Source organism: [Clostridium] aminophilum DSM 10710 (assembly GCF_000711825.1).
In the GTDB taxonomy this organism is placed as follows: domain Bacteria; phylum Bacillota; class Clostridia; order Lachnospirales; family Lachnospiraceae; genus Clostridium_R; species Clostridium_R aminophilum.
The window spans coordinates 46,590-68,993 of record NZ_JONJ01000003.1 but is presented as its reverse complement, the minus strand read 5'-3'; the positions used below and the strand labels follow the sequence as shown (position 1 = coordinate 68,993).

Sequence of the window (22,404 nt, the reverse complement as noted above, 5' to 3'; positions counted from 1 at the left end):
TTATGCAATATCTCACTTTTCCATTTTCTTTTTGGATTTTTCTCGTTGTATTTGCTCTATATTACAGCAATTCATTCTATTCATAATTTATAGTTATATATGTTTGTTTCACAGAAAATACGGCGCTATTTTCCAGAACAAAGTCCGCGGGGTGTTTTTTTCATAGGGAATTTCGGAGAAATTTCCTATGAAAAAAAGGACGCTCCCCTTTCAGGGAGCGCCCGGACTGATCTTCAACCGTGCAATCGTTACTGTGGTTTTTCCGTATTCTCCGGAGCGGATTTCGTCTCCGGTTTCAAAATGCCTTCGGCAGGCTTTTCTTCATTTTTCTTTTTTGACTTCTTAAGGGAAGGGAAGAGCATCTGCAGCCCGCGAAGCACCCAGGCTCCCGGAAGCAGATAAGGCATCTGCTCCAGTTTCGGATAAATCAGACACATTTCCTGGTACGGCGGTACGACCCAATAAATCATATCCATCAGGGCGACTGCCATATCGTGGAACCAGTGCCGGATTGCACTGGACCGCTCCACTTCTTCCTCCATATTCAGGTAGCGCTCGATCTCGCGCCGGATCTCAGCCGCTTCGGCGATCTTTTCCTGACCGTCCACGCCGCTGGTGAAAATTCTCTTTTCCATTGCGTCAAAGATGATCAGATCGCTTTCCGACATCTCGCTCTCCCGGTTTCTTCCGAACCACATGGAAGAAATGGTCAGAAGCCGGTTCACGACATCCTCGATCCGGAACTGATGCAGATACTGCGCCACAATTCTCTGGTTCATTTCTCTGCGGTATGCCTGCTCAAACAGCCATACATCCATCATGCAGCGGAAATTCAATTCATCTGTGCAGTATTTCCAGACCATTTCGGCTGCCATAAACGCATAGGTGCCTTCCCGGATCAGCCGTTTGATGTTCGGCATATCCTCGATCACATAAGCGTCATTCAGAACCTTTGTCATCGCTCTCTGATAATTCTTTGTGACAAACGGAACCTTGTAATACAGTTCCACCGCGAAACCGTTCTCCGAAATCAGACGGTCTCCCGCTCCCCGGAATGATTTCTCCAGAGAATATCCCATATCAATCAGAAAGCCTTTGGCAACCGCATAACTGTTATCGTCCAAAAGCAGACGGAGCGCCGTGATCCCGGCCGTCTCCGGAATTGCGTAGAGTTTCTTGATATAACTGCTGCCCAGAATCGTCGCCTTGACACCGCGCCGGTTCAGCAGGTTCAGAATCTCGCTTTCTTCATTTTCATACGATGAGGTATGACGGAGTGCATCCTGATAGCGGTCGAAAAACTTCGATCTCCACGAATCCGGAAGCTCGATCGGGGAACCCAGAAGAAACAAGTAAATCAGTCCTGCCACTCTGTGATAATCCGCGATGCGGAAAAGTCTCTCCCAGTCCTGACCCTGCGTGATCGGATGAAAATCCCCCTGTCTCAGGGTATTTCCGACCATCGTAACGATCAGCTTTCCTTCGAAAATGTTTTGATTCATGGGTTGTGCCTCACCATCTGTCAACGATTTCTGCCCGAATAATACGATTTCTCCTGAGCCATGTTCAGGCTCAGCATCCTGTCTTTTTCCTTAACCTCCCGGATTCTGTCCAGAAGCCGGACGCGAAGATCCAGAATTTTCTGTTCCATCCGGTTTGTCGGAGCGATTCCTTCCGGATCCTGAAAAACAAGTTTTTTCACATACCGCCCCTCACTGGATGGGTTTTCCCCCAACTGCCGGAGTTCCTGCCAGTTGTCTTCGCATTTTTCCAGACTTTCCTGGCGCATATCGAGAAGAAGAGAGACGGACACATCATCTCTTCTTCCCGCCGCTTCCAGAAGATCATTTGTCAGATTCAAAATTTCCGTGAAAATGTTATATCTTCGCTGCAGGAGGATAGCTACCTGTTCGACCAGTGTATCTTTTTCTACAACTGCCATTCATAACCTCCCCGAAACGAATCTTGTTTAACCGACTATTTTCGATTCATGCGGAGTGCCCAGGTTCCCCGCAATCAGGCTCGCCTCGCGGAATCCGTCACGCAGATCGGAAAGAATCTGAATCAGAGCCGGAAGCTCGTCTTTTCGTCTTTCACGGCCCGCATAAAGTCTTCCCAAATCAAAGTTTACATAGTTGTAAAGCTTTTTCAGTTCATATGACAACGGCTGCTCCATATTGAGCGTCATTGTCAGGTAGCGCACGATCTTTCCTGCTTTCCCGATGGCTGCATCAAAAAGGTCATAATCCTTATCCTCCAGCGCAATCTCGGCCTTCTTCAGGCTGGTGATTGCCTCATCATAACAGAGCAGAAGCAGCTCTGACTGACTCATGGAGAGAATGCTTTCATCTTTATACTTCTGATACGGATTAGCCATGATTCGTTGCGATCCTTTCTTCGTTGATCAAGGGCACGTTTCCTCTGTCGGTTTTCCGGTTTTTATTAACCAAAAATGCCGGACAGGTAAGAAGACTGGCTGTTCATCTTGCTGATGGCCGTCTCCAGTGCCGTATACTTATTGATTAGTCTCTGCTGTTCTGTCGAAAGCTGTGTCTTCAGAGTCTCCAGAAGCGAATTCTGAGTCTTCAGCGTGGTAAAGGACTGATTGTTGCGGATGGTGAGCGGAAGCTTCTCCGATCCTGCCTCCTCGACCAGCCGTCCGTAGGAATTGCCGTTTCTGGTCGCATACCGGGTCGCATACGGGGTAAGCGTATCCTCGACGAGTTTCGCAAGACCCTTTACATTGTCACCGTCGCCGGCAATCACCCTGGAAACCTTGTCCGGATTCTTTTCCATTGCCGCCTTGAACTTATCCTCGTCGAACTTGATCTGTCCGCCGTCGAAAGTGTCATCCGACATGGTGATGCCGATTTCCTTCATATCGTCGTAGCTGACGCCGCCCGAAATCAGTTTGGAGATTACTCCCTGAAGCGAATCCGAGAGTGAACGCACGGAAGACTCCCCGTAAAGAAGGCCCTCTTTCGCCTTGTTCTCCCAGTTTTCGATCTCCTTGTCCTTCATCTCAGCCTTCTGTTCGTCGGTTAACGGCTTATAGGACTTATCCGGTCTTGTGGTAACCTGCTTGTAGACATTCTCCGCAATCTTGTTGTAGGACTCGATGAACTTCTTTACTCTTTCGGTTACGCCGTCAACATCTGCCTTGGCGGAGAAGGTTACCTGCTGTGATGTGTCCAGTTTGTCCGTCAGATTGCCGTCCGCATCCTTCTCATATCCGAAGGTGCCGCTGACCTTCACCTCCAGACCATCGATATTAAAGGTATTGGTACTGCTGGTAATGGTCTCTTTTACGCTTCCGCCGTAAATGTAGGTGAGCTGCGCATCCTGACCGTCCTGAGACGAACCGTCCTCATATCCGAACGCATTCTTCGTTCCGAAGATCTTCTGCGCGATGGAATTCTCCGCGCCGAGATCAATCTCACGGCCGGATCCGGTATCCGTTGCCATCAGAACAAAACGTCCGCTGTTGCTGAGGTACGAAGCCTTCACGCCGGCGTCGGAATTGTTGATCTTCTTTAAAAGAACATTGACGGAAGTAGAGGCTGTAATACCCTCAATCTTGGTTCCGTTAATGGTCAGGTCCTTCAGTGCCTCGTTCAGTTCTTCCTCTGTCCCGTAATCGCCGAGACCGAGCTTCTCTCTGTTTGCAAAAAGAGACAGACTGGTGTTGACACGGTTGGATGCATTCTTATCGATACCGAAGTTGTCGCGGATCATCGAGTCATCCGAATGAAGTGTAACGGTTGTGTCATCGTATGAGTTGAACGCGAGCGCTCCGTCCTTCACCTCAACCTTGACTTTTCTGGAGCCAAACTGGCTGTCCATGGTCTGCTGAACCACCTTGCGGAGATTCTCGGTCTTCTGTGCAAGCGCTTCCTTGTACTCGTCAGACTCCTTGTCCATACCGTCCAGATCGCCGGTTGTAATATCCGACATGGTAAGACCGGTCTTCTCCAGCGCTTTGTCATTGACCAGATTCAGCTCTGCCGTGGTGCTTCCGTAGGAAACCGTCATCGAATTGTTCTTCAGGAAATCCGCCATACTGGTAGACTGTGTCGAACGATACGCATTGGTGTCCCCGTCGTTGGTGCTGATGGTGAAATTGTTCGCCCGGAAGTCAACCGCATATCCAAGCGCCGACGCTGCGGTACTGGATGCGGAAACAGTGTATTCGCTGAGATCCGTTCCGAGCTCCGATGTCAGTTTGATATTATCGCCGTCGAGTTTCAGCTGAATATAGTCGCCGTCTGTTCCGGTCGTTACTTTTCTCTGCTTCAGACCAAGATTGATCTCACGGATAAACTCTTCCTTGGCTTCCTGCGTGGAGAGATCCGCATTGTAGTCGATCGTCATGGTGGATCCTTCGTTCTCCGGATCCGCAGCAGTTTCAATGTAGTTTACCGGAAACGCAATCTGGATCACTCTTCCACTGCTGTGCTTCAGATCAAGCGATTTTCCGGACAGATTGGACCTGGCAATCGCCGCGTCGGCAGAAATTCTGGTCTGAATCGGTTTTGCCTCACCCTTGGTCGCGGAAACGAGCGTTGCCGATGTTGCAAGCTGTTTTACTCCGGCAATGGCAACGTGAGTTGTCATATCGGAAATTCCGGACGCAGAAATATATTTCGTGCTGTCCGAAGATCCTTCAGTCGTGACAACACTCTTCTCATAAAGATCAGCGTCCTTGATGTTGGAATTTCCCGTAAATGTCAGGAAATTGTCCTCAAGATCGAGCACCTGGTCCGTGATCTCACGGTAAGCCTCCTGCTTCCAGGTTGTCCTTGTGATCTCCTGACGCTGTTCGGTAATCTTAGTGTTGGTTCTCTGTGTCATGGCCTCAATCAGAGAATCCCGGTCAAGCCCGGAGGCCATACCGCCGAAGCCTCGAAGCGAAGTATTGCCGATTCCGCTCGAGGTTGAACTGGTTGAAGATACTGCCATAATGACAACTCCTCCTTTAATTCCATGTTTTCACAAACATGTCTATCATAACAAAAAAAACTCTTTTGTGAAATATCGACCGTTTTTATAATTTCATAACTTTTGTTCTGAAAACGAGTCGAAACACACTTCGCGAGTTTCGAGCGTTTCGCGGCAGTCGCCAGAGTCTCACGGGTCGTGGGCTTTGGCGAGTTAGTCGCGTAAATGAAAAAGAACCAAAAGCCCCTCTCGCGTGAAAGGAGCTTTCGGTCTGAGTCTATATTTTTTAATTTCTTTCCTGTCCGTGATGCGGATGTGCTTTCACTTCCTCCGCCGACCGCATGATTGTGGAAATGATATCCATCCGGTATTTTTCACGGTAAAAGCTGATTGTCGGGCTGGTATCATTCTTGCGGATAACCACATATTTCGACGGAAGCTTTGTCAGGGAGAGTGCCCTGACATCGGCCTGACAGCGTTCGCAGGTGCAGCAGTCCGTCTGTTCCATATATTTCAGAAGATCCTCACTGTCGAGAATATTCTGCATAACATTGATGGTATGAAAAGCGTCATCTTCCGGCTTGTTCTGAGAAAGTTCAATCTCCAGGCTGCCCCGGATCTTTTCTGCCAGAACATTATTCTCGGAGTCTTCATTTACAACCTGAACATTCGGGTTGCGATCAGTGTTTCTTGAAGTCATTCTTCTTATCCTCTTCATACTTTGAAATCAGGGAATCCATAATATTTACCAGATGCCCGATCTCCGGCTTGGAAAGCTGCTCATCTGCTCCAAGCTCCTTGCCCTTTGCACGCATCTGCTCGTCAATCAGGGACGAGAAGATGACAACCGGAATATTCTTCAGATTCTTGTTGGTCTTGATCAGCTTGGTGAGACGGTGACCGTCCATCATCGGCATCTCGATATCGGTGATGATGATGCTGACCTTATCGTAGAGATCTTTGTCGTTGGCAATACCGCTCAGATAATCCCATGCTTCCTGACCGTTGTTGAACTTGGTGAGATCGGTATATCCGGCTCTCTGAAGCGCCTCGGTGATCATATTCTGAAGAAGGATGGAATCCTCTGCCAGAACAACCGGGGAAGCGCTCAGCGGGCGATCGCCCATCTCCTCGATCTCCGACATCTGGATTGTGGTCTCCGGAGCGATCTCGGCTACGATCTTCTCGAAGTCAAGGATCGTCACAAGCTGACCTTCACACTGCGCGATACCGGTAGCAACCGAAGCATCGGCGGAACCGAGCGTGCGATCCGGCTTCTGAATCGCTTTCCAGGAAATTCTGCTGATACCTTCGATGGTATCGACGCGGAATGCAATCTGCATATGGTTGAATGCGGTGACAATGAACAGATCTCTCTCTCTGTGCTCGTGTGTCTCTCCATAGAGATACTGCGAAAGATTGATAACCGTGATCAGAGAACCACGCGGTTTGAAGAAGCCCTCTACTGCCGGATGGGAATGCGGCATGGACTTAACCTTCTGTGCCATAAGGATCTCTTTTACCTTCGCAACGTTGATTCCGTAGAATTCTCCGTTGAGCTGGAATTTCATAATTTCAATCTCATTGGTTCCGGATTCAAGCAGAATTCCGTCTTTTTTCTCTGTGCTCATGTATGGTTCCTCCCGTGATTATTATAAGTGCTTTTCCGGATGTCCGAATGTATGGATCTTGACATCTCCGGTCTCAACGTCCAGACTCATGGTTCTCGCATAATTCAATCCGACATCTCTGGCCACAATGCGGAATCCTCCGCTCTGAAGGATCTGCTGTACTGCAGCGATGTTTCTTGCACCGATCTCGCCGAAACTGCTGTTTCCGCTGATTTCAAACATTTTCGCTCCGCCGGCAATCTTGATGATTGCTCTGGAACGTACCAGTCCGAAAGCCTGAAGCTTGCGGACCGTCTCCGGAATACCGGTATCTGCATACTTAAAAATATTGGCATCATTTGGGTTCTGGCGCACCGGAAGCATAATATGCAGCAGCGCACCAAGCTTAATCGTCGGATCATAGAATGAGATTCCGATACAGGATCCAAGCGCATAGGTGATGATTGTACCCGATCCTCTGGTCAGTTTCATGTCTCCGATTCCAACCTTGAGTTGTTTCTCCATCTGTTACACTCCCAGCTTCTCAAGTATATGGTTCAGAGACTCGATGTCCGGAAGCATCAGCAGCCAGTCGCTCAGCTTTTGTCCCTCCACGACGAAATCCGCGTTGCAGTACATCAGCTTATCCGTCTCATAGCCATACGCAGCGATCGGAACGGTAAGAATACCGCCCAGCATATTAATTGTGGAACTCGGAACAGACATCTTGATGTTCATGTCAATGAGTTCGGAAAAGGCATTGACATAGGAACAGATGATAATATTACCGATCTCCACCATCGCAGAGCGGTCCATATCATCAAATTCCAGAAAATTATCGTAGGTCTTACCGAGAAGTTTGCCCAGAATGGTGTTCGCAAAATCCTTGTTATACAGGAAAAGCATCAGACCGTTCAGGTCACCGCTCATCTGAACCAGCGTTGCACCGACGATCTCCTCCGCATCTCCGATTCGGCTCAGCGCTTCATTGTAATCCAGAATGCTGACCTGCGGAATGGCGATTCGAACCTCTTTCATGAGCATCTGTGAAAGGGATGTGGCTGCATGGCTGGTGCCGATGCTTCCGATCTCTTTCATTACGTCAAGTTCCTGGAGATTCATATCTCCGTAGTCTTTAATACGCATCTTCTGTGTACTCTCTTCCTGTGTATAGTGTCAGATCAAAAATCTGCTCCATTCACAAAACCTGTTTTTTATCAGTTACGAAGCTGATTGATGGTTCCCTCAATCTCATCGGATGTCGTAACCATTCGAAGTGCATATGCAAATGCCCGCTGGCCCTCGATCACTCTCGTCATCTCCTGCGCCATATCGGTTCCGGAAGTTTCCAGATATCCCTGCTGAAGAACGGGTTTATTCAGAACAACCGGCGTATTCAGCGTATCGCCGTCCGCGATGCGGTACTCATTTGCGCCCTCTAATAATAATCGGCTCGGATGCGGCAAAGTATAAACGGCTAAATGAGGTTTCTCCTCCGTGGAGTCTTCGTCCTCATCGGTGGTTTCTTCCTCTTCTTCCTCCGCATCTTCCGAACCCATGATTTTTGCGGAATCCCGGAGAAGCTTTTCCATATCCGGAACATTCTCCGCTTCCACCGGTTTGCCGAACTGATCCAGAACGTACTTGCCTTCCTGTGTCACAAGGAAACATTTCGCTCCGGTCTCGTCGTCGCCCTCCGGCGCCCGGTTCTCGGTCGAAATGTGGAAATGACCGTCACGGGTATAGGTGATATCTCCCGTGGCCGGGTCCTGAATCATAAAGAACGCATTGTCCTGACCGATGGCGAAATCATTCAGACTGCCCGTTGCCGCAAATCCGGAGGTGCTGAAGTTCACAGGCGTTCTAGCCACCCGCGCTCCTGCGCCGGCCTGCAGATTCGTCGTTGCCTCCCGGGAGTCATTCAGATTGTAATTGATGAGCTCCATAAAAGAAGCTTCCTGGGCTTTAAAGCCGTTGGTATTTACATTCGCAAGGTTGTTGGAAGCAACGGAAAGCTTTTTGTTTGCGGCATTTGCACCGACAGCTCCGGTCCAGAAGGAAGTATTCATAAATCCTGCTCCTTATCATCCGGAATCTGCGCTTCCTGGACGGAAACGGAGATTCTTTTATCTGACTCTTTTTCCTGTAATATCATTTACAGTCATTCTCTGTCCGCGCTTCTGTGAATTTCATGAATTCCGCGCGGAGGATCGTTTCATCTCCTTACAGTCTTCCGACATCCGAGGAGGATTTTCCCATCACCTGATCATACATTCTCAGCATCTGGGCCGCACTCTGAAGCGCTCTCTGCGAACTCATCAGCGTGGTCATCTCCTGAACCATGTCGACATTGGATTTCTCCAGATTCTTCCACAGAATCTGGGATCCGTCCTGTCCGTTGACGATGGTTCCCTGATTCGGCGAAGTATAGAGACCGTTGTCCTCCCGGTGAAGCGTACTGACGTCGTCAAAACGGGTCACCGCGATCTGTCCGTACTTTTCCGGCGGAGGCAGGATTATATTACCGTTCTCATCGGTCTCATATTCCGTCTCTTCTTCCTCGTCATCCTCAGATTTCTTGACCGGATCCGGCTTCGGAGCGTAAATGTTTCCGTCGGAATCGACGGAGAACCGCTCATCCTTGATCAGAATCGGCTGTCCGTCCGTTCCGAGAACACGTCCTTCTCCGCTTCTGCCGGAAATACTGAGATATCCTTCATCATCGATCATGAACGAACCGTTTCTGGTGTACTGAACACCGCCCGGAGTCTGAACAGAGAAGAATCCCTCTCCCATGATTGCAAAATCCAGATTGCTTCCGGTATCTTCCATGGAACCCTGTTCATAGTCCGTGATGGTCTCGGTCTGAGTCCGGATCTTACTGGTGATGCCCATGTCCTGAGGATTTCCTTTGCTCACTCTTCCGGTGCGGAGAAGCATCTCCTCCTGGAATGTGCTGGTCACCATTGTATCGCTCTTATATCCGGCCGTCTGCGTGTTGGACATATTGTTGCTGACCACATTCAGATTTCTCTGCTGTGTGAGCATGCCGCTCGTCAGATTGTAAAAACCCTGATACATTCTAAATCCTCCAAGGCATCCCTGATCTACCTGTTCTTAACTTATTCGGCGCAAAATCAGTATTTATAATGTTTTTGCCTGTCATGCAAGTTTCTGCATATAATTCTTGAGTTTTTTGATCGCGGAAGAATGGAGCTGGGATACTCTCGGCTGACTGATCTCCATCACTTCGGCAATCTGGTTCATGTTCAGTTCCTCCACGTAATACAGAGAAACCACCATCTTCTCTTTGTCTTTCAGCGACTCGATCGCGGCAGTGAGTTCACTGACCGTCTCGCCGTGGAAGAAAGACTCTTCCGGCATGGTATCGCGGTCTTTGGTCGGTACCTGGAATACCGACTCGTCATCCTCGTCAAATGTCATGTCGAGGGAGAGCACATTGGTACAGTTCTGCACTCTCTGTATCAGCTGGATCCGCTTCACATCCATGTTCAGACGTTCTGCCAGCTCTTCATCGGACGGAACTCTTCCGAGATCGCGCATCATTTCTTCTCTCGCGTCTTCAATGCTGCGGCGTTCCTTGTGGAAGTTGCGCGGCATCCAGTCGCTGCGGCGGATCATATCGATGACCATGCCGCGGATACGTCTCGAGATAAAGGTCTCGAACTTGTTATCCTTTTCCGGATCATAGCGGTCGATCGCCTTCATGATCTCGATCACACCCTCGTTGATGATGTCTTCCGCCTGCATGGAACCGCTGTACATATCCCTTGTTCTGTACGCAACGGTTCTCACAATGTACACATATCGCAGTGTCAGTGCCTGCCGGATCGCCTGGTCTCCGGTTTCATGATATGCCTTGAAAAGCTCTTCGTTTGTCATCTCTTCAATGTTCATAAAACACCCCCTAATCAGTTACCCTTGTTCCAGTTTCAGGCTCCCTATGGCCTGAATCTGCACATTGCTTGCCACCTCATTGAATGAAAGCACGCGAACGTTCGGATAGAACTGTTCGATCAGATGATAGAAATGTGCCCTCATTACTTCTGAAGTCAGAATGACCGGCGTCTGAGACAGATCGGTGAACTTTCTGACCTGCTCGGATACCTGCCGGACAAGACTCTGCAGAACATCCGGACTAAGTGCGAGATAATATCCGTTTTCCCCCTTCGAAAGCGAACTTACCATACTGCGTTCCAGCTCGGCGTCCAGCGTAACCACGCGCATATTGCCATCCTCACAATACATTCGCGTAATGGTTCTCTTAAGACTGACTCTGACCTGTTCCACGAGCTGGTCTATATCCTTTACCGGAAGACCGGTGTCCATAATGTAATCGGCCATGGTCTCGGTAATGGTTTCAAGATCTTTGATCGACACGCCTTCCTTCAGCAGCATGGTCAGTACCTTCTGCATCAGGTTGTAGCTGATCAGAGACGGGAACGCCTCCTCTACCAGCTCCGGTGCGGTCTTTTTGAGGTTCTCCACCAGTCGGAATACCTCCTGACGGCTGATCAGCTCAAATGCATGCTGCTTGATCACCTCGGTGAGGTGGCTGACCATAACCGAAAGCGGATCGATAACGGTGTAGCCGTAAAGCTCGGCTCTCTCTCTCTGCTCCGGGCGGATCCATTTGCTCGGGATACCGTAGGCCGGTTCGATCGTATCGATACCGTCAATTTCTTTATCCGGATTCTCCGGCTGCAAAGCCAGGAAGTAATCGGTGAGAATCTCACCTCTGGCAACCTCCTCGCCCTTGACTTTAATCACATATTCATTCGTGCCGAGCGTCGCGCTGTCGCGAAGCCGGATGGACGGAATGACCAGTCCCATCTCCTGCGCATATTTTCTCCGGAAAATGATGATACGGCTGATCAGACGTCCGCCGGAAGATTCGTCCGCCAGCGGTATCAGACTGTATCCGAAATCCATCTCAACCGGCTCTACCTGCAGCAGGCCGTAGACGTTGTTGATATCTTTGAAGAAGTCCGTCTCGGACACCGGTTCGGGTGCTTTCGCCTCCTGCGGTGCCTCTGCCTGTGCTCCGCCGACACCTCCGGCCGCGCCCCCGGCGTCGGGTTCCGCTCCTCCGATGGCCCCCTGCGTCGCCGCCGCATATGCCGCGGCCCGGACCACTTCCGGTTCCCTCTCGATCCGCTTTGCCATATACCATCCGGCAGCGGCGAATCCTCCGCCGACGATCAGAATCTGGATCACCGGCATTCCCGGAATAACAACGAGTGTACAAATGATCAGACCGGCGATGGTAAACGCCTTCGGCTGATCCAGGAACTCTTTCGAGATATCCTCGTTCAGGGATCCCTCCGCTACCGCACGGGTAACGATCATACCGGTCGCCGTGGAAATCAGAAGGGACGGAATCTGTCCGACCAGACCGTCACCGACGGTTGCGATGGTATATGTGTTAAGGACAGTGGAAATATCCTGTCCGCCCTGAACCATACCGATAATGGAACCGCCGATCAGGTTGATCGCGGTGGTGATGAGCGACATGATACCGTCACCTTTAACGATCTTCGTCGCACCATCCATGGATCCGTAGAAATCGGATTCTCTCTGTACTTTGCTTCGGCGCTTTGCCGCCTCTCTCTCATCGATCAGTCCGGCGTTCAGGTCGGAGTCGATCGCCATCTGTTTGCCCGGCATCGCGTCGAGGCTGAATCTTGCGGAAACCTCGGCAACTCGTTCCGCACCCTTCGTGATAACCGTGAAGTTCATGAGAACGATAACGAGGTAAATTACCAGGCCGACAACAACATTTCCCTGCAGTACGAAGTCACCGAACGAAGCGATGACCTGACCGGAAGAACCGCCTCTGGAAAGGATGTTTCTGGTTGTCGAAACGTTGATTCCGAGTCGGTACAGTGTAGTGATCAGGAGCAGTGACGGATAGATGGAAAATTCCAGAGGATCATGAATCGTCATAGTGATGACCAGGATCATCATGGATACTGCCATATTCAGGATAATCGCTGCGTCCGCCAGAGCCGGCGGGAGCGGAATGATCAGCAGGAGAATGATGACCAGCGCCATAACGACGATGGAATTCTCTGCGATGATCTTGGTCCATTTTTTCATACTACGTTCCTGATTTCCTTTCTGTCATACTTACCGGAGAAGCTCCTCTTTGTGTTCCTGTCTGTAGATATAAACGAGAAGCTCTGCGACAACGCCGTAATATTCAGACGGAATCATCTGACCTACCTCGCATGCGCTGTAAATACTTCTGGCAAGCGGTTTATTCTCAACCCACGGGACGTTGTTCTCCTCTGCCACCTCGATGATACGGAGGGCAATATGATCCAGTCCCTTCGCCACGACAAACGGTGCTGCATGCTGCTTCGGATCGTATTTCAGAGCCACAGCGACGTGGGTCGGGTTTCTGACAACGACATCCGCCGTCGGAACATCCTGCATCATTCGCTGGTTTGACATCTGGCGGTGCGCCTGTTTCATTTTGTTCTTGACCTCCGGATTACCTTCGGTCATCTTGTATTCATCCTTTACTTCCTGCTTCGTCATCATGAGATCTTTGTTATACTGCCATCTCTGATACATGAAGTCAAAAAATGCGATTGCCGCAAATGCCATGGCAACCCGGATCACCAGATCCCACAGCATTCCCATCAGCGTCACAACCGAACTCATAATGCTCATATGAAGCATCCGGGAAATCGGAAGAATATCGTCTTTGATGATGGTGTAGAGGAATATGATGAGGAACATGATCTTGATCAGGTTCTTCAGAAATTCCACAAAACTGCGGAGAGAAAACATCCTCTTCACGCCGCTGATCGGATTCATTTTTCCGAAATTCGGCTTAACGGCCTTAAACGCGACATTGAATCGTGTCTGCGCGCCATGGGCAATGATGCCAAGCACCATCGCCGCGAGAAGTCCCGGCGCGGAACAGCTCACCGCAATGACAATAAACTGATAAAACAACGGTCCGCTGATTGCTTCCGCTCCGGCATTCCCGATCTGATCGATGATGTACCGGAGAAATACGGAGCAGTTGCTCCAGATATACGGAGCCGACACCCTTATCACGGTGAATACTCCGAGAAGAACAAGAAGCGTCGCCGCATCCCTACTCTGAAGAACGTTACCCTCTTTCCTGGCATCCTGAATCTTCTTTTGGGTAGGTTGTTCCGTTTTTTCTTCTCCGTCTCCTCCCATAACCTATCCTTTCCCGGGCCGGTGCTCACAGCATCGTTGAAATCCTTTCCAGATTATCGATCATCTGCTTCATAATCTGAACCAGCATATCGGACATCGGGTTATACAGAAAGACCAGCATGGACAAACCCACAATGATCTTCATCTGAAAGTTGATGCTGAACATATTGATCTGCGGAATGACTCTCATCAGTATTCCGAGTGCAACCTCTGTCAGAAGCTCAATCGCGATAATCGGAAATGCAAACTGAAGTCCCATGATAATGCAGTCGCTGAACGTCTTCAGAATGAAATGAATCAGATTTCCGGAAATCGACGGCGTTCCGAAAGGAATCGTCTCCGCAGTCCGAAACAGAATCTCAAAAAACTTCAGATGTGCATCCGATGTGAAAAAGAGCAACATCATGAAAGCAACATACAGAGAAGCGGTCAGCGAGGACTGCGAGTTCGTCTGCGGATCATAAATCTGCGCCATATTCAGACCCATGGAGAAATCCATGATCGATGTGGCAAACCGCACGATCATGAACGAAAGTTCCATCCCGAATCCGAGAGCAAATCCGACAATCATCTCCCGAATCATCAGAACTCCGGCATCCACAAGGCTTGTCACCTCATACTCCGTCGGTCCTCCGATCCAGGTATACATCATAATGCTCAGCATCAGAATGAACATTCCCTTCATCAGCGACGGCATCTCGCTTCTGGCCCACAGAGAATTGAATGCCAGCGCTCCGCTCATTCTCATGACAATCAGCAAAAAGAGCAGAAGCATCGTATCACCCCGTCGCGATCATCGCGAACACCATCGTCGCAAAATCCTGCATTTTGGCAAGAATCGTACTTCCGAGAACGGCAAGGATCAAACCGATCGCAATCAGTTTCGGAACAAAGGTCAGTGTCTGCTCGTTGATCTGTGTCGCCGCGGAAAACAGCGCGATAATGATGCCCACGATCAGGCTGACCAGAAGAAGCGGAAGCGCAATCTCCGCAGCCAGACGAAACGTCTGGTACATGATATCCAGTGCATCTCCACTGCTCATAGCTTTGTCCTCCTATCGGAAACTCTGGACGATGTTCGTAAACAGCAGTTCCCATCCGTTCATCGTAATAAACAATAGCAGTTTGAACGGCATCGATACCATCGTCGGCGGCAACATTACCATACCCATTGCCATCAGCGTTGTGGACACGACGATGTCAATCAGCAGAAACGGGAGATAAAGCAAGAAACCTGCCATAAACCCCCGTTTCAGTTCGGAAGTCATAAAGGCAGGTGTTACCACCGTCAGAGGATAATCCGTGACTTTTTCCTGATGATCGATTCCGGCCATGTCGACAAAACGCTCCAGTGTAGCGCGCTCTGTGTTCCTGAGCATGAATTCTTTCATCGGAACAGCCATTCGGCTGATAGCCTCATCCTGCGTGATCTCCCTGGCCTTGTAGGGCTGGTAGGCAGTTTCGTTGATCTCCTTGATAGTGGGGGACATTATAAACAACGTCAAAAAGAGTGCAATTCCTGCAAGCACCATATTCGGAGGTGTCTGCTGCACTCCCATCGCGTTTCTTGTAAATGAAAGGATGATGATCGTTCTGGTATAGGACGTCATCATAATGACGATCGATGGCAGTAACGCTACCAGTGTAATCGTATAGACAAGTTCAAGGGACGGTACATTACCGCCGTTTAACTCTGTCAGTAAACTCCCCATTATTTACTGTGGTCCTTTCCCTTTGTGAGCTGATCGCGATATCGACTGATATACTGTGCAAAGCTCTCCGAGCCGGAAGTCCCTACTCTGTCCTGCTCTTCAAACTCGCCCTCGAGCTCCGTCAGCATCTGGATGCCGCCCGGTGCCGAACCGATCAGATAGTATTTTTCTTTAATCTTAATGATCAGCAGCGACCGGTCCTGACCGATCGCAAACTGATCAATAATTCTCATATGGCTGTTTCCGATATTCCTCATGTAATTTTTCCCGAGGAATCTGCTGGCGAAATACGCCATCATCAGAATCAGGATCAATACCAGAATTCCGGAAACGATCGATATTAAATCATTCATCCGAGAATCTCTGCATTGATGTCTTTCCGGAGGATCTCCGTGATACGGATACCGAAGTTATCTTCGACAACTACGATGTCTCCGTGGGCGATGCACTCGCCGTTAACATAGAGATCCGCCTGCTCACCGGCCATCTTGTCAAGGACAACCAGAGAACCCTGCGTATACTCGAGGATATCGCTTACCAGCTTGCGTGTTCTGCCGATTTCAACCGAAATTTCCAGCGGAACTTTCATCAGCATCTGGCGGTTTGCTTCCATCTCTCCGGAATTCGGCGGAATATCATTGTACTGCTGCGGATTCATCGGAGTGACAAGCATGCTGTCACGCTGCGGAGCCGGTCTTTCCGCATCTCTGCGGCGGTCTTCCTGCATCTGCTTCATCAGCTCGATCATCTGCGTCTGAGACTGCTGCATCTGATTCAGAATCTGCAGTGTCATCGGATCCGGTCCTGCGGCGTAAACCGGCTGCTGCGGCATTGCTGCTGCCGGTGCCTGCGGGATCGGTGCAGGTGCTGGGACCGGTGCCGGTGCCGGAGCTTCTGCCGCCGGGGCCGGGGCGGGAGCCGGTGCAGGTGCTGCTTCCGGAACCGGGGCCGGGGCCGGACTTGGAGCCGGCGCTTCCGCTGCCACTCCCGGATCGGCAGCTGTACCGGCGAGAAGACTCTTTAAAAGCTCATCTGCCGCTGCCTGATCAAGTTTTCCGGAGCCGTCGGAAGCTCCTGTCGCAGCCGGAGCCGGTTCTGCGGCCGGGGCAGAAGCCGGTTCTGCGGCCGGGGCCGGGGCTTCTGCCGCCGGTGCTTCCGGTTCCAGAGCCGGAGCTGCGCTTTCCGCTGCAGACTCTGCATTATCCGAAGTTTCTCCGAGATCCAGTCCGTATTGCTCAGCGAACGGCTTTAACAGCTTCTTCACGAGCGATGTGGACATCAGGTTGATGAACTGGCTCTGCAGTTTTTCTTCAATTTCAAGGTCAAAGCGGACAACAACCTGTTCCTCTTCTCCCGGGAAATATCTCTCCTTAAATTCCTTCTCATTCGGAACCTCGAAGGATCTCGGTGTGGAGATATCAACCGTTTTTCCGAGGAATTCGGACATGGCTGTCGCGGAGGAACCCATCATCTGGTTCATGACTTCGCGGATGGCGGACTCGTTCATCTCGTCCATCTCGAACTCATCTTCCGGAATCTCCATGCCCATCATCATCCCTACAATAATGCGGACATCGTTCCGGCTGAACATCATGACGTTATTTCCGTCCAGACCTACGGTGTACGAAATCTCAACGCCAACAGCCGGTTCAAGCTCTCTGAACTCGAACTGCTGCGCGTTCTGGATTTTGACAATCGGTGTTGTGATATTTACCTTTGCCCCAAGCATGGTGGACAAAGCGGTAGCCGACGCGCCCAGGCTGATATTCATGATCTCGCCGATCGCGTCGATTTCCATTGGATTAAAATTCGCTGATGCCATCTGTAACTCCCCTTATCCGTGATTATTTCCCGATTTCCAGCGCCTTCTGAGCCATCGCTTTCATAGCATTGAGAGCAGTGACATTAGCCTCATAAGATCTGGTGGCGGACATGCTGTCCACCGTCTCTTTCAGGACATCGACGTTAGGCAGTTCCACATATCCGTCTGCGTCTGCATCCGGATGGGACGGATTGTAAACACGCTTCAGCTCACGGTCGTCCTCGATGATATTCGAGACCCGAACTCCGGGCGTCCGCTTGGAAACATATCCATTGCCTTTTGCAGCATTTTTCAGGGCATCTTTGAAACTGTTGTCCCCATAACTCTGGAATACCACATCTTTACGGCGGTATGCACCGCCTGCCTCGGTACGAGTGGTATCGACATTGGCGATATTCTCCGCAGCGATATCCATCCGGAGACGCTGGGCGCTCATACCCGATGCACTAATATCAAACGAACCTAAAAAAGACATCCCCATTCTCCTTTTTGAGTCCTAATTAATGATTACATTCCCAGAATTGTTTTTACGGTTGCGGTAATTCTTTCCGCATTGAACGGCTTAACAACGAAATCTTTTGCACCGGACTTGATGGCATCAACAACCATGGACTCCTGTCCCATCGCGGTACACATAACAACCTTTGCGTCCGGATGAGCCTCACGGATCTTCTTCAGAGCCTGAAGTCCGTCCATGTTCGGCATGGTGATGTCCATGATAACCAGATCCGGATTCTCCTCGTCATACTTACGTACAGCTTCCGCACCGTCCTGTGCTTCTACATATTCACAGTCCGCGAAACCACCTTTGGTGAGAGAGTTCTTCACCATCATGCGCATGAATGCAGCGTCGTCAACAAGCATAATCTTAGCCATAATAATCTCCTCAATTGTTTGATAGTTATTTTCTCTGACGGGTTACGTCAGGGATCACCCTTCTGTGTCTGCTGTGCTTTCCACGATCTCCGGTGCCTCTTCGGCAACCTTGATCACTTCGGCGATCGTTCCCTCTTCCTCCCCGGGTTCCTCATCATCGAGCTTCTGATCGGTGATCAGGTCCGTGATGGAGACGGAAATGTTCTTTTTATAGACTCCCATCGTTCCGTGGAACCATGGCTGTCTTCCGACAAACAGACGAACCGTACTGTCTTTCGGTTTATTCATATCGATCACATCACCAACCTGAAGGTGATAGAGATCGGATATGTCGAGTTTCACAACACCGAGCTGCGCCGTCATCGGGAATGTGCTTCCCTTCAGGTGTTCCATAATGGTATCGGTATTGTTCTCGTACGCAAAACCGCGTGCAAGATGTTTGCGGTTATCAATCACACGGAAGATGTGCTCCAGCAGCGTCCCCGGAATACAGATCCGGATCTTTTCTGCCGCGAGACCGGAGACATCGACGTTCAGAACAATCATAACGACCGTCTCGTCGAGTCCGACTTCCTGCTGCATGGACGGGTTTTCTTCCACACGCTGCATCCGGAAATCAACATTGATGTAGTTTGAAAATCCGTCATTCATTGCGTGGATGATGTATTCCAGCGCTCTCTTATAGAGCGCCATCTCAACATCGGTATAGCGGTAATCATCATCGACCTGAATGATCTGATCTCCGCCGCCCAACATGTGATTGATCAGAATGATGATCAGTCCCGGGGTCGTATAGAACATCATCGGAATGTTGTTTTTACCCATCTCCGGGACATATGTGTCTACAATTGTCATACAGTCATTCTCATGGAAGCTGTTGACATATTCATAATATCGGGTCTCTCTGAGCTCTATAACCGTAATGTCGGTCATAACGCGGAACAATCCGTTGACCTGAGAGGTCAGAATTCGCGCATAGTTCTCAAAGATACTCCGCAGAAGCTTAATCTTCTCTTTTGTGAATTTACGAGGACTGTAGAAATCGTATTTGTTCAGCTCTTCCTTTTTCTCGGCTGGTTTCGCCTCTTCAGGAGCGCTTTTTTCCTCCGGCGCTGCGCCGGCCATTGATTTCAGCAGTTCGTCAATCTGGCTCTGCGACAGTACATCTGCCATTTGCTAAACACCCCACTTGAAAGCTGTTCTGCATCGATCAGTTACCGGGTACAGGTTCCACCGCCGGAGCGGCGCCATCAACCACACCTGTATCGGCGCCCTGAGCCGCCTGATTTGCATACGATCCGTCCTCCCGCAGGATAACGGTCGTGTCGCCGTTGATGTTGTCCTGAATCTCTTTATAGTAATCCTCGATGCTGCGTTCCTTCGCATCTTTATCAATAATCAGGATTTCTACGCGACGGTTGGAAGCCCTACCTTCCGCTGTGTCGTTGGATTCGAGCGGACGATACTGACCAAAGCCAATGCTGACCAGCTTGTCCGGATCGACAATTCCCTTCTCCTGAATATAGATACAAACTTCTGATGCTCTCATACCCGAAAGCATTCGGTCGCCGCGGACACTGTTATCCTGATTCGGATTTGCCTTGGCGGTGTGACCCATAATGTTCATCTGCGAGATCGCGTCATTTGAATCTTTGATAGTGTCGCAGAAAATATCCAAAATATACTTTCCCTGGTCGGTCAGCACGGAACTGTCTCCGCCGAAGAAAGCCTTGTCTTTAAATACAACAAAGGTATAGTCTTCGCCGCCGGTTACCGTAACATCGGAAACCCCGGCCTGCTGAAGCGCAGCGGCAATCTGAATATAGAGATCTTCGCTGTCCGGAATCTCATTCTCCGGAGCGACCGGATCACCGGCCGGATCAGCCTGTGTCTCGGTCGTCTCATCCGCTTTCTCCGCCTCACTGTCCACAATCAGCGGAGTCTGTGATGCGGCTTTTTCGCTCGGGGTTTTTCCGTCCGGATAAATGCTTCGTACGAAGATATCCCATTTTTTACTGTCCACGCTGGACATCGAATAAAGCAAAACGAAGAATGTCAGAAGCAGGGTAACGAGGTCACCATACGTGTCCATCCAGTTACCGCCGCCGTCTTCGCCTCCTCCTTTTTTCTTCATCAGCCTTCTCCTCCTCCGTCGCCTGCGTTCTTCATCAGCTTCTTCTGAACCGACTGCGGCAGCGAAGCAAGAAGATGTTCGCGAATGGACTTCGGATTCTCTCCTGCCTGAATCGCCAGAACACCTTCGATGACTGTTGTGTCATAAAGGATCTCCTCATCCTCACGAACGCCGAGTTTCTGAGCGATCGGGTGGAAAATGATATTGGAAAAGGCGGAACCGTAGAATGTTGTGATCAGCGCGACACCCATATCCTGACCAAGGGTGCTGGCGCCGCCGCTTCCTGACAGGTCCATGCCCTTCAGCATGTTGATCAGACCTACCAGAGTACCGATCATACCGAAGGCCGGTGCAAGAGCGGAACCTTTTACGTAAAGTCCCTTGGCAATCTCGTGACGGCTCATCATATCTTCAACCTGACGTTCCAGAACGGCCCGGACTTTATCCGGATCGTTCGCGTCCACAATCAGAAGAACCGCAGATTTGAAAAACGGTTCCTTGATCTCCTCCGCTTTTTCTTCGAGAGCGAGAAGACCATTCTGTCTTGCAATCATCGCCAGATCAATAATCTGATCGACCGTCTTCGGAATATTGTATTTCTTTCCTCGAAAGCAGATACCGATATGTTTCGGAATATCCTTCAGTATCCGGAAGGGATAGCAGGCTACAAGACCTGCAATCGTACCTCCGACTACGATCAGAAGGCTCGGCATATCGAAGAAGTTTCCAAGCTTATCAACGCCGATACCGTTGACAATCAGAACCGCAGCGAGGATCCATCCAATTAGTGTCGTAAAATCCATGTTCCATCCCCAGATTCAGTCAGATTTACAGAGTAACTTTTTCTTTGCTGTCAAATGAAATGACATCGTGCAGAAACGCAAGCACCTGCTGTTTGATTGATTCCACACTGTCTTTTACAAGATAATAGTCTCCATTGGCGAGTTTTACCTTTGTCTCCGGAATCTCTTCAAAATACAAAATCTGAAGATAATTCAGGATGATCGGTTCGCCATTCAGTCTTGTCAGCCTAATCATACTATACGTTCCTTCTAAAAAAATCGACGTCAACAGAAATATTATAAATTTTTTTTACCGCTTCATGTTAACCAGCTCTTCGAGAATCTGATCGCTGACGGTAATCATCTTGGTGTTTGCCTGGAAACCTCTCTGTGTGGTGATCATGTCAGAGAACTCCTTTGCGAGGTCAACGTTGGACGCCTCAAGGTATCCGGCAAGAAGTGTCGGGGTTGATCCTCCCGGCATGGTCGCTGCGGCTACACCGGTATTGTCGCCGACTGCCGCGGTAAAGGTGTTGTTTCCTGCCTTCAGAAGACCGTCCTGGTTCTGGAAAGAAGCGATCGCAACTTTACCGATGATGACGGTCGCTGCCTGTCCGTTTGCATCTACAACGCCCTTGATCGTTCCGTCGTTATCAATGGATACGGACTTCAGCTGGGACGGCTCATCCCAGGAATAAGTCGGATCACCGCCGCCTTCCGCCTCAACGTGCGGGGCACGGAGCGCTACGAGATTATTCTTGTTCGCATCGTAGTTCGGAACGGATGCGTTCGGTGTCTCCGGCTGGAAACCGAATACATAGTTTCCGTTGGCATCAACCACAAAGCCATTCGCATCGACAGAGAGCTGTCCTACTCTGGTGTAGGAGATTGCCGCCGCCTTCAGCTTGTCGCTGTTTTCCTGTGCAGTGGAACCGGACTGGTCGATCTTGTCCGCTGTGGACTTTGTGATAAAGAATCCGGATCCGTTGATCGCTGCGTTAAATCCGCCGACATAAGACGGTGTAGAACTTGTCATATCAGTTGTGATCGTTCCCTGCATGGATCCATAACCGAACTGAGCGGCATTGGTACCGCCGACACCGCCGGCTACAGATGCATCGGTTCCGGTCGGTGCTTTACCGCCGCTGGACCCGTTGGCTGTCTGATACATCGCATCTTTGAAAGTGTAGTTCTGAGACTTAAAGCCGAATGTGTTAACGTTCGAAATATTGTTTCCGATTACATCCAGCTTGTTCTGATGAGAACGTAATCCCGCAACTGCACTGTCCATCGCTCTTAACATATTAAT

The 22,404-nt window shown here is 50.0% G+C and carries 25 protein-coding genes; all 25 read right to left on the bottom strand.

Annotated elements, in window-relative coordinates:
* Positions 1-248: 248 nt before the first annotated feature.
* The 25 genes from BR86_RS0103815 to BR86_RS0103690 all read right to left on the bottom strand — a co-directional run bounded on the left by BR86_RS0103815 (position 249) and on the right by BR86_RS0103690 (position 22,398).
* Complete coding sequence (locus tag BR86_RS0103815) at positions 249-1,502, bottom strand: nucleotidyltransferase family protein (protein WP_031471672.1); 1,254 nt, start codon at positions 1,500-1,502, stop codon at positions 249-251.
* Positions 1,503-1,522: 20 nt separating this feature from the next.
* Complete coding sequence (locus BR86_RS0103810; RefSeq protein ID WP_031471671.1) at positions 1,523-1,942, bottom strand: hypothetical protein; 420 nt, start codon at positions 1,940-1,942, stop codon at positions 1,523-1,525.
* 27 nt (positions 1,943-1,969) lie between these two features.
* On the bottom strand, positions 1,970-2,377 hold the full coding sequence (locus BR86_RS0103805; protein WP_031471670.1) for a flagellar export chaperone FliS: 408 nt from the start codon (positions 2,375-2,377) through the stop codon (positions 1,970-1,972).
* Between the two features lie 65 nt (positions 2,378-2,442).
* On the bottom strand, positions 2,443-4,959 hold the full coding sequence (gene fliD, locus BR86_RS0103800) for a flagellar filament capping protein FliD (protein ID WP_031471669.1): 2,517 nt from the start codon (positions 4,957-4,959) through the stop codon (positions 2,443-2,445).
* Between the two features lie 265 nt (positions 4,960-5,224).
* On the bottom strand, positions 5,225-5,638 hold the full coding sequence (locus BR86_RS0103795; RefSeq protein WP_051684568.1) for a late competence development ComFB family protein: 414 nt from the start codon (positions 5,636-5,638) through the stop codon (positions 5,225-5,227).
* Positions 5,619-6,569 (bottom strand): chemotaxis protein, encoded by a 951-nt coding sequence (locus BR86_RS0103790; protein ID WP_031471667.1) that lies wholly within the window; start codon positions 6,567-6,569, stop codon positions 5,619-5,621. Before BR86_RS0103790 ends, BR86_RS0103795 begins: the two co-directional genes overlap by 20 nt.
* Positions 6,570-6,590: 21 nt before the next feature.
* Positions 6,591-7,073 carry a chemotaxis protein CheD gene (locus BR86_RS0103785; RefSeq protein ID WP_031471666.1) on the bottom strand — a complete coding sequence of 161 codons (483 nt, stop codon included), beginning with the start codon at positions 7,071-7,073 and terminating at the stop codon, positions 6,591-6,593.
* 3 nt (positions 7,074-7,076) lie between these two features.
* Positions 7,077-7,694 carry a chemotaxis protein CheC gene (locus tag BR86_RS0103780; protein WP_031471665.1) on the bottom strand — a complete coding sequence of 206 codons (618 nt, stop codon included), beginning with the start codon at positions 7,692-7,694 and terminating at the stop codon, positions 7,077-7,079.
* Positions 7,695-7,765: 71 nt separating this feature from the next.
* Positions 7,766-8,617, bottom strand: a complete 852-nt coding sequence (locus BR86_RS0103775; protein WP_031471664.1) for a flagellar hook-basal body protein — start codon at positions 8,615-8,617, stop codon at positions 7,766-7,768.
* Between the two features lie 154 nt (positions 8,618-8,771).
* On the bottom strand, positions 8,772-9,629 hold the full coding sequence (locus BR86_RS0103765) for a flagellar hook-basal body protein (RefSeq protein WP_031471663.1): 858 nt from the start codon (positions 9,627-9,629) through the stop codon (positions 8,772-8,774).
* Positions 9,630-9,710: 81 nt separating this feature from the next.
* Positions 9,711-10,466 carry a sigma-70 family RNA polymerase sigma factor gene (locus BR86_RS0103760; RefSeq protein ID WP_031471662.1) on the bottom strand — a complete coding sequence of 252 codons (756 nt, stop codon included), beginning with the start codon at positions 10,464-10,466 and terminating at the stop codon, positions 9,711-9,713.
* A gap of 18 nt (positions 10,467-10,484) precedes the next feature.
* Complete coding sequence (gene flhA, locus BR86_RS0103755) at positions 10,485-12,668, bottom strand: flagellar biosynthesis protein FlhA (RefSeq protein ID WP_031471661.1); 2,184 nt, start codon at positions 12,666-12,668, stop codon at positions 10,485-10,487.
* 30 nt (positions 12,669-12,698) lie between these two features.
* Positions 12,699-13,769, bottom strand: a complete 1,071-nt coding sequence (gene flhB, locus BR86_RS0103750) for a flagellar biosynthesis protein FlhB (RefSeq protein WP_031471660.1) — start codon at positions 13,767-13,769, stop codon at positions 12,699-12,701.
* 25 nt (positions 13,770-13,794) lie between these two features.
* The gene (locus BR86_RS0103745) at positions 13,795-14,544 is read right to left on the bottom strand and encodes a flagellar biosynthetic protein FliR (protein WP_031471659.1); all 750 of its coding nucleotides are present in this window, start codon (positions 14,542-14,544) and stop codon (positions 13,795-13,797) included.
* A 4-nt stretch (positions 14,545-14,548) separates the two neighbouring features.
* Complete coding sequence (locus tag BR86_RS0103740; RefSeq protein WP_031471658.1) at positions 14,549-14,812, bottom strand: flagellar biosynthetic protein FliQ; 264 nt, start codon at positions 14,810-14,812, stop codon at positions 14,549-14,551.
* Positions 14,813-14,824: 12 nt separating this feature from the next.
* Complete coding sequence (fliP, locus tag BR86_RS0103735; RefSeq protein ID WP_031471657.1) at positions 14,825-15,481, bottom strand: flagellar type III secretion system pore protein FliP; 657 nt, start codon at positions 15,479-15,481, stop codon at positions 14,825-14,827.
* Complete coding sequence (gene fliO / locus BR86_RS0103730) at positions 15,481-15,834, bottom strand: flagellar biosynthetic protein FliO (protein ID WP_051684567.1); 354 nt, start codon at positions 15,832-15,834, stop codon at positions 15,481-15,483. Before fliO ends, fliP begins: the two co-directional genes overlap by 1 nt.
* Positions 15,831-17,303: a flagellar motor switch protein FliN gene (gene fliN / locus BR86_RS0103725; protein ID WP_031471655.1), complete on the bottom strand. Its 1,473-nt coding sequence runs from the start codon at positions 17,301-17,303 to the stop codon at positions 15,831-15,833. The genes fliO and fliN overlap by 4 nt, the downstream gene beginning before the upstream one ends.
* 22 nt (positions 17,304-17,325) lie before the next feature.
* Entirely contained in the window at positions 17,326-17,778 is a 453-nt protein-coding gene (gene flgC, locus BR86_RS0103720) for a flagellar basal body rod protein FlgC (protein ID WP_031471654.1), read from the bottom strand.
* 32 nt (positions 17,779-17,810) lie between these two features.
* Positions 17,811-18,179, bottom strand: coding sequence for a response regulator (locus BR86_RS0103715; RefSeq protein WP_031471653.1), 369 nt, complete (start codon positions 18,177-18,179; stop codon positions 17,811-17,813).
* A gap of 54 nt (positions 18,180-18,233) precedes the next feature.
* Positions 18,234-19,352, bottom strand: coding sequence for a flagellar motor switch protein FliM (locus BR86_RS0103710; RefSeq protein WP_031471652.1), 1,119 nt, complete (start codon positions 19,350-19,352; stop codon positions 18,234-18,236).
* Positions 19,353-19,389: 37 nt separating this feature from the next.
* Positions 19,390-20,313, bottom strand: coding sequence for an OmpA/MotB family protein (locus BR86_RS0103705; RefSeq protein WP_075034419.1), 924 nt, complete (start codon positions 20,311-20,313; stop codon positions 19,390-19,392).
* Positions 20,313-21,116: a motility protein A gene (locus BR86_RS0103700; RefSeq protein WP_031471650.1), complete on the bottom strand. Its 804-nt coding sequence runs from the start codon at positions 21,114-21,116 to the stop codon at positions 20,313-20,315. Before BR86_RS0103700 ends, BR86_RS0103705 begins: the two co-directional genes overlap by 1 nt.
* 25 nt (positions 21,117-21,141) lie before the next feature.
* On the bottom strand, positions 21,142-21,351 hold the full coding sequence (locus BR86_RS0103695) for a flagellar FlbD family protein (RefSeq protein ID WP_031471649.1): 210 nt from the start codon (positions 21,349-21,351) through the stop codon (positions 21,142-21,144).
* Positions 21,352-21,405: 54 nt separating this feature from the next.
* Positions 21,406-22,398, bottom strand: coding sequence for a flagellar hook-basal body complex protein (locus BR86_RS0103690; protein ID WP_031471648.1), 993 nt, complete (start codon positions 22,396-22,398; stop codon positions 21,406-21,408).
* Positions 22,399-22,404: the final 6 nt, after the last annotated feature.

Coding starts and splice junctions, on each gene's coding strand:
- BR86_RS0103790 (WP_031471667.1), bottom strand. CDS start 6,569: ATGAGCACAGAGAAAAAAGACGGAATTCTGCTTGAATCCGGAACCAAT.
- fliO (WP_051684567.1), bottom strand. CDS start 15,834: ATGAATGATTTAATATCGATCGTTTCCGGAATTCTGGTATTGATCCTG.
- BR86_RS0103760 (WP_031471662.1), bottom strand. CDS start 10,466: ATGAACATTGAAGAGATGACAAACGAAGAGCTTTTCAAGGCATATCAT.
- BR86_RS0103695 (WP_031471649.1), bottom strand. CDS start 21,351: ATGATTAGGCTGACAAGACTGAATGGCGAACCGATCATCCTGAATTAT.
- flhA (WP_031471661.1), bottom strand. CDS start 12,668: ATGAAAAAATGGACCAAGATCATCGCAGAGAATTCCATCGTCGTTATG.
- flhB (WP_031471660.1), bottom strand. CDS start 13,769: ATGGGAGGAGACGGAGAAGAAAAAACGGAACAACCTACCCAAAAGAAG.
- BR86_RS0103785 (WP_031471666.1), bottom strand. CDS start 7,073: ATGGAGAAACAACTCAAGGTTGGAATCGGAGACATGAAACTGACCAGA.
- fliN (WP_031471655.1), bottom strand. CDS start 17,303: ATGGCATCAGCGAATTTTAATCCAATGGAAATCGACGCGATCGGCGAG.
- BR86_RS0103745 (WP_031471659.1), bottom strand. CDS start 14,544: ATGCTTCTGCTCTTTTTGCTGATTGTCATGAGAATGAGCGGAGCGCTG.
- BR86_RS0103810 (WP_031471671.1), bottom strand. CDS start 1,942: ATGGCAGTTGTAGAAAAAGATACACTGGTCGAACAGGTAGCTATCCTC.
- BR86_RS0103775 (WP_031471664.1), bottom strand. CDS start 8,617: ATGAATACTTCCTTCTGGACCGGAGCTGTCGGTGCAAATGCCGCAAAC.
- BR86_RS0103700 (WP_031471650.1), bottom strand. CDS start 21,116: ATGGATTTTACGACACTAATTGGATGGATCCTCGCTGCGGTTCTGATT.
- BR86_RS0103705 (WP_075034419.1), bottom strand. CDS start 20,313: ATGAAGAAAAAAGGAGGAGGCGAAGACGGCGGCGGTAACTGGATGGAC.
- BR86_RS0103690 (WP_031471648.1), bottom strand. CDS start 22,398: ATGTTAAGAGCGATGGACAGTGCAGTTGCGGGATTACGTTCTCATCAG.
- BR86_RS0103805 (WP_031471670.1), bottom strand. CDS start 2,377: ATGGCTAATCCGTATCAGAAGTATAAAGATGAAAGCATTCTCTCCATG.
- BR86_RS0103715 (WP_031471653.1), bottom strand. CDS start 18,179: ATGGCTAAGATTATGCTTGTTGACGACGCTGCATTCATGCGCATGATG.
- fliP (WP_031471657.1), bottom strand. CDS start 15,481: ATGGGGAGTTTACTGACAGAGTTAAACGGCGGTAATGTACCGTCCCTT.
- BR86_RS0103765 (WP_031471663.1), bottom strand. CDS start 9,629: ATGTATCAGGGTTTTTACAATCTGACGAGCGGCATGCTCACACAGCAG.
- BR86_RS0103740 (WP_031471658.1), bottom strand. CDS start 14,812: ATGAGCAGTGGAGATGCACTGGATATCATGTACCAGACGTTTCGTCTG.
- BR86_RS0103815 (WP_031471672.1), bottom strand. CDS start 1,502: ATGAATCAAAACATTTTCGAAGGAAAGCTGATCGTTACGATGGTCGGA.
- fliD (WP_031471669.1), bottom strand. CDS start 4,959: ATGGCAGTATCTTCAACCAGTTCAACCTCGAGCGGAATCGGCAATACT.
- BR86_RS0103795 (WP_051684568.1), bottom strand. CDS start 5,638: ATGACTTCAAGAAACACTGATCGCAACCCGAATGTTCAGGTTGTAAAT.
- BR86_RS0103780 (WP_031471665.1), bottom strand. CDS start 7,694: ATGCGTATTAAAGACTACGGAGATATGAATCTCCAGGAACTTGACGTA.
- BR86_RS0103710 (WP_031471652.1), bottom strand. CDS start 19,352: ATGGCAGATGTACTGTCGCAGAGCCAGATTGACGAACTGCTGAAATCA.
- flgC (WP_031471654.1), bottom strand. CDS start 17,778: ATGTCTTTTTTAGGTTCGTTTGATATTAGTGCATCGGGTATGAGCGCC.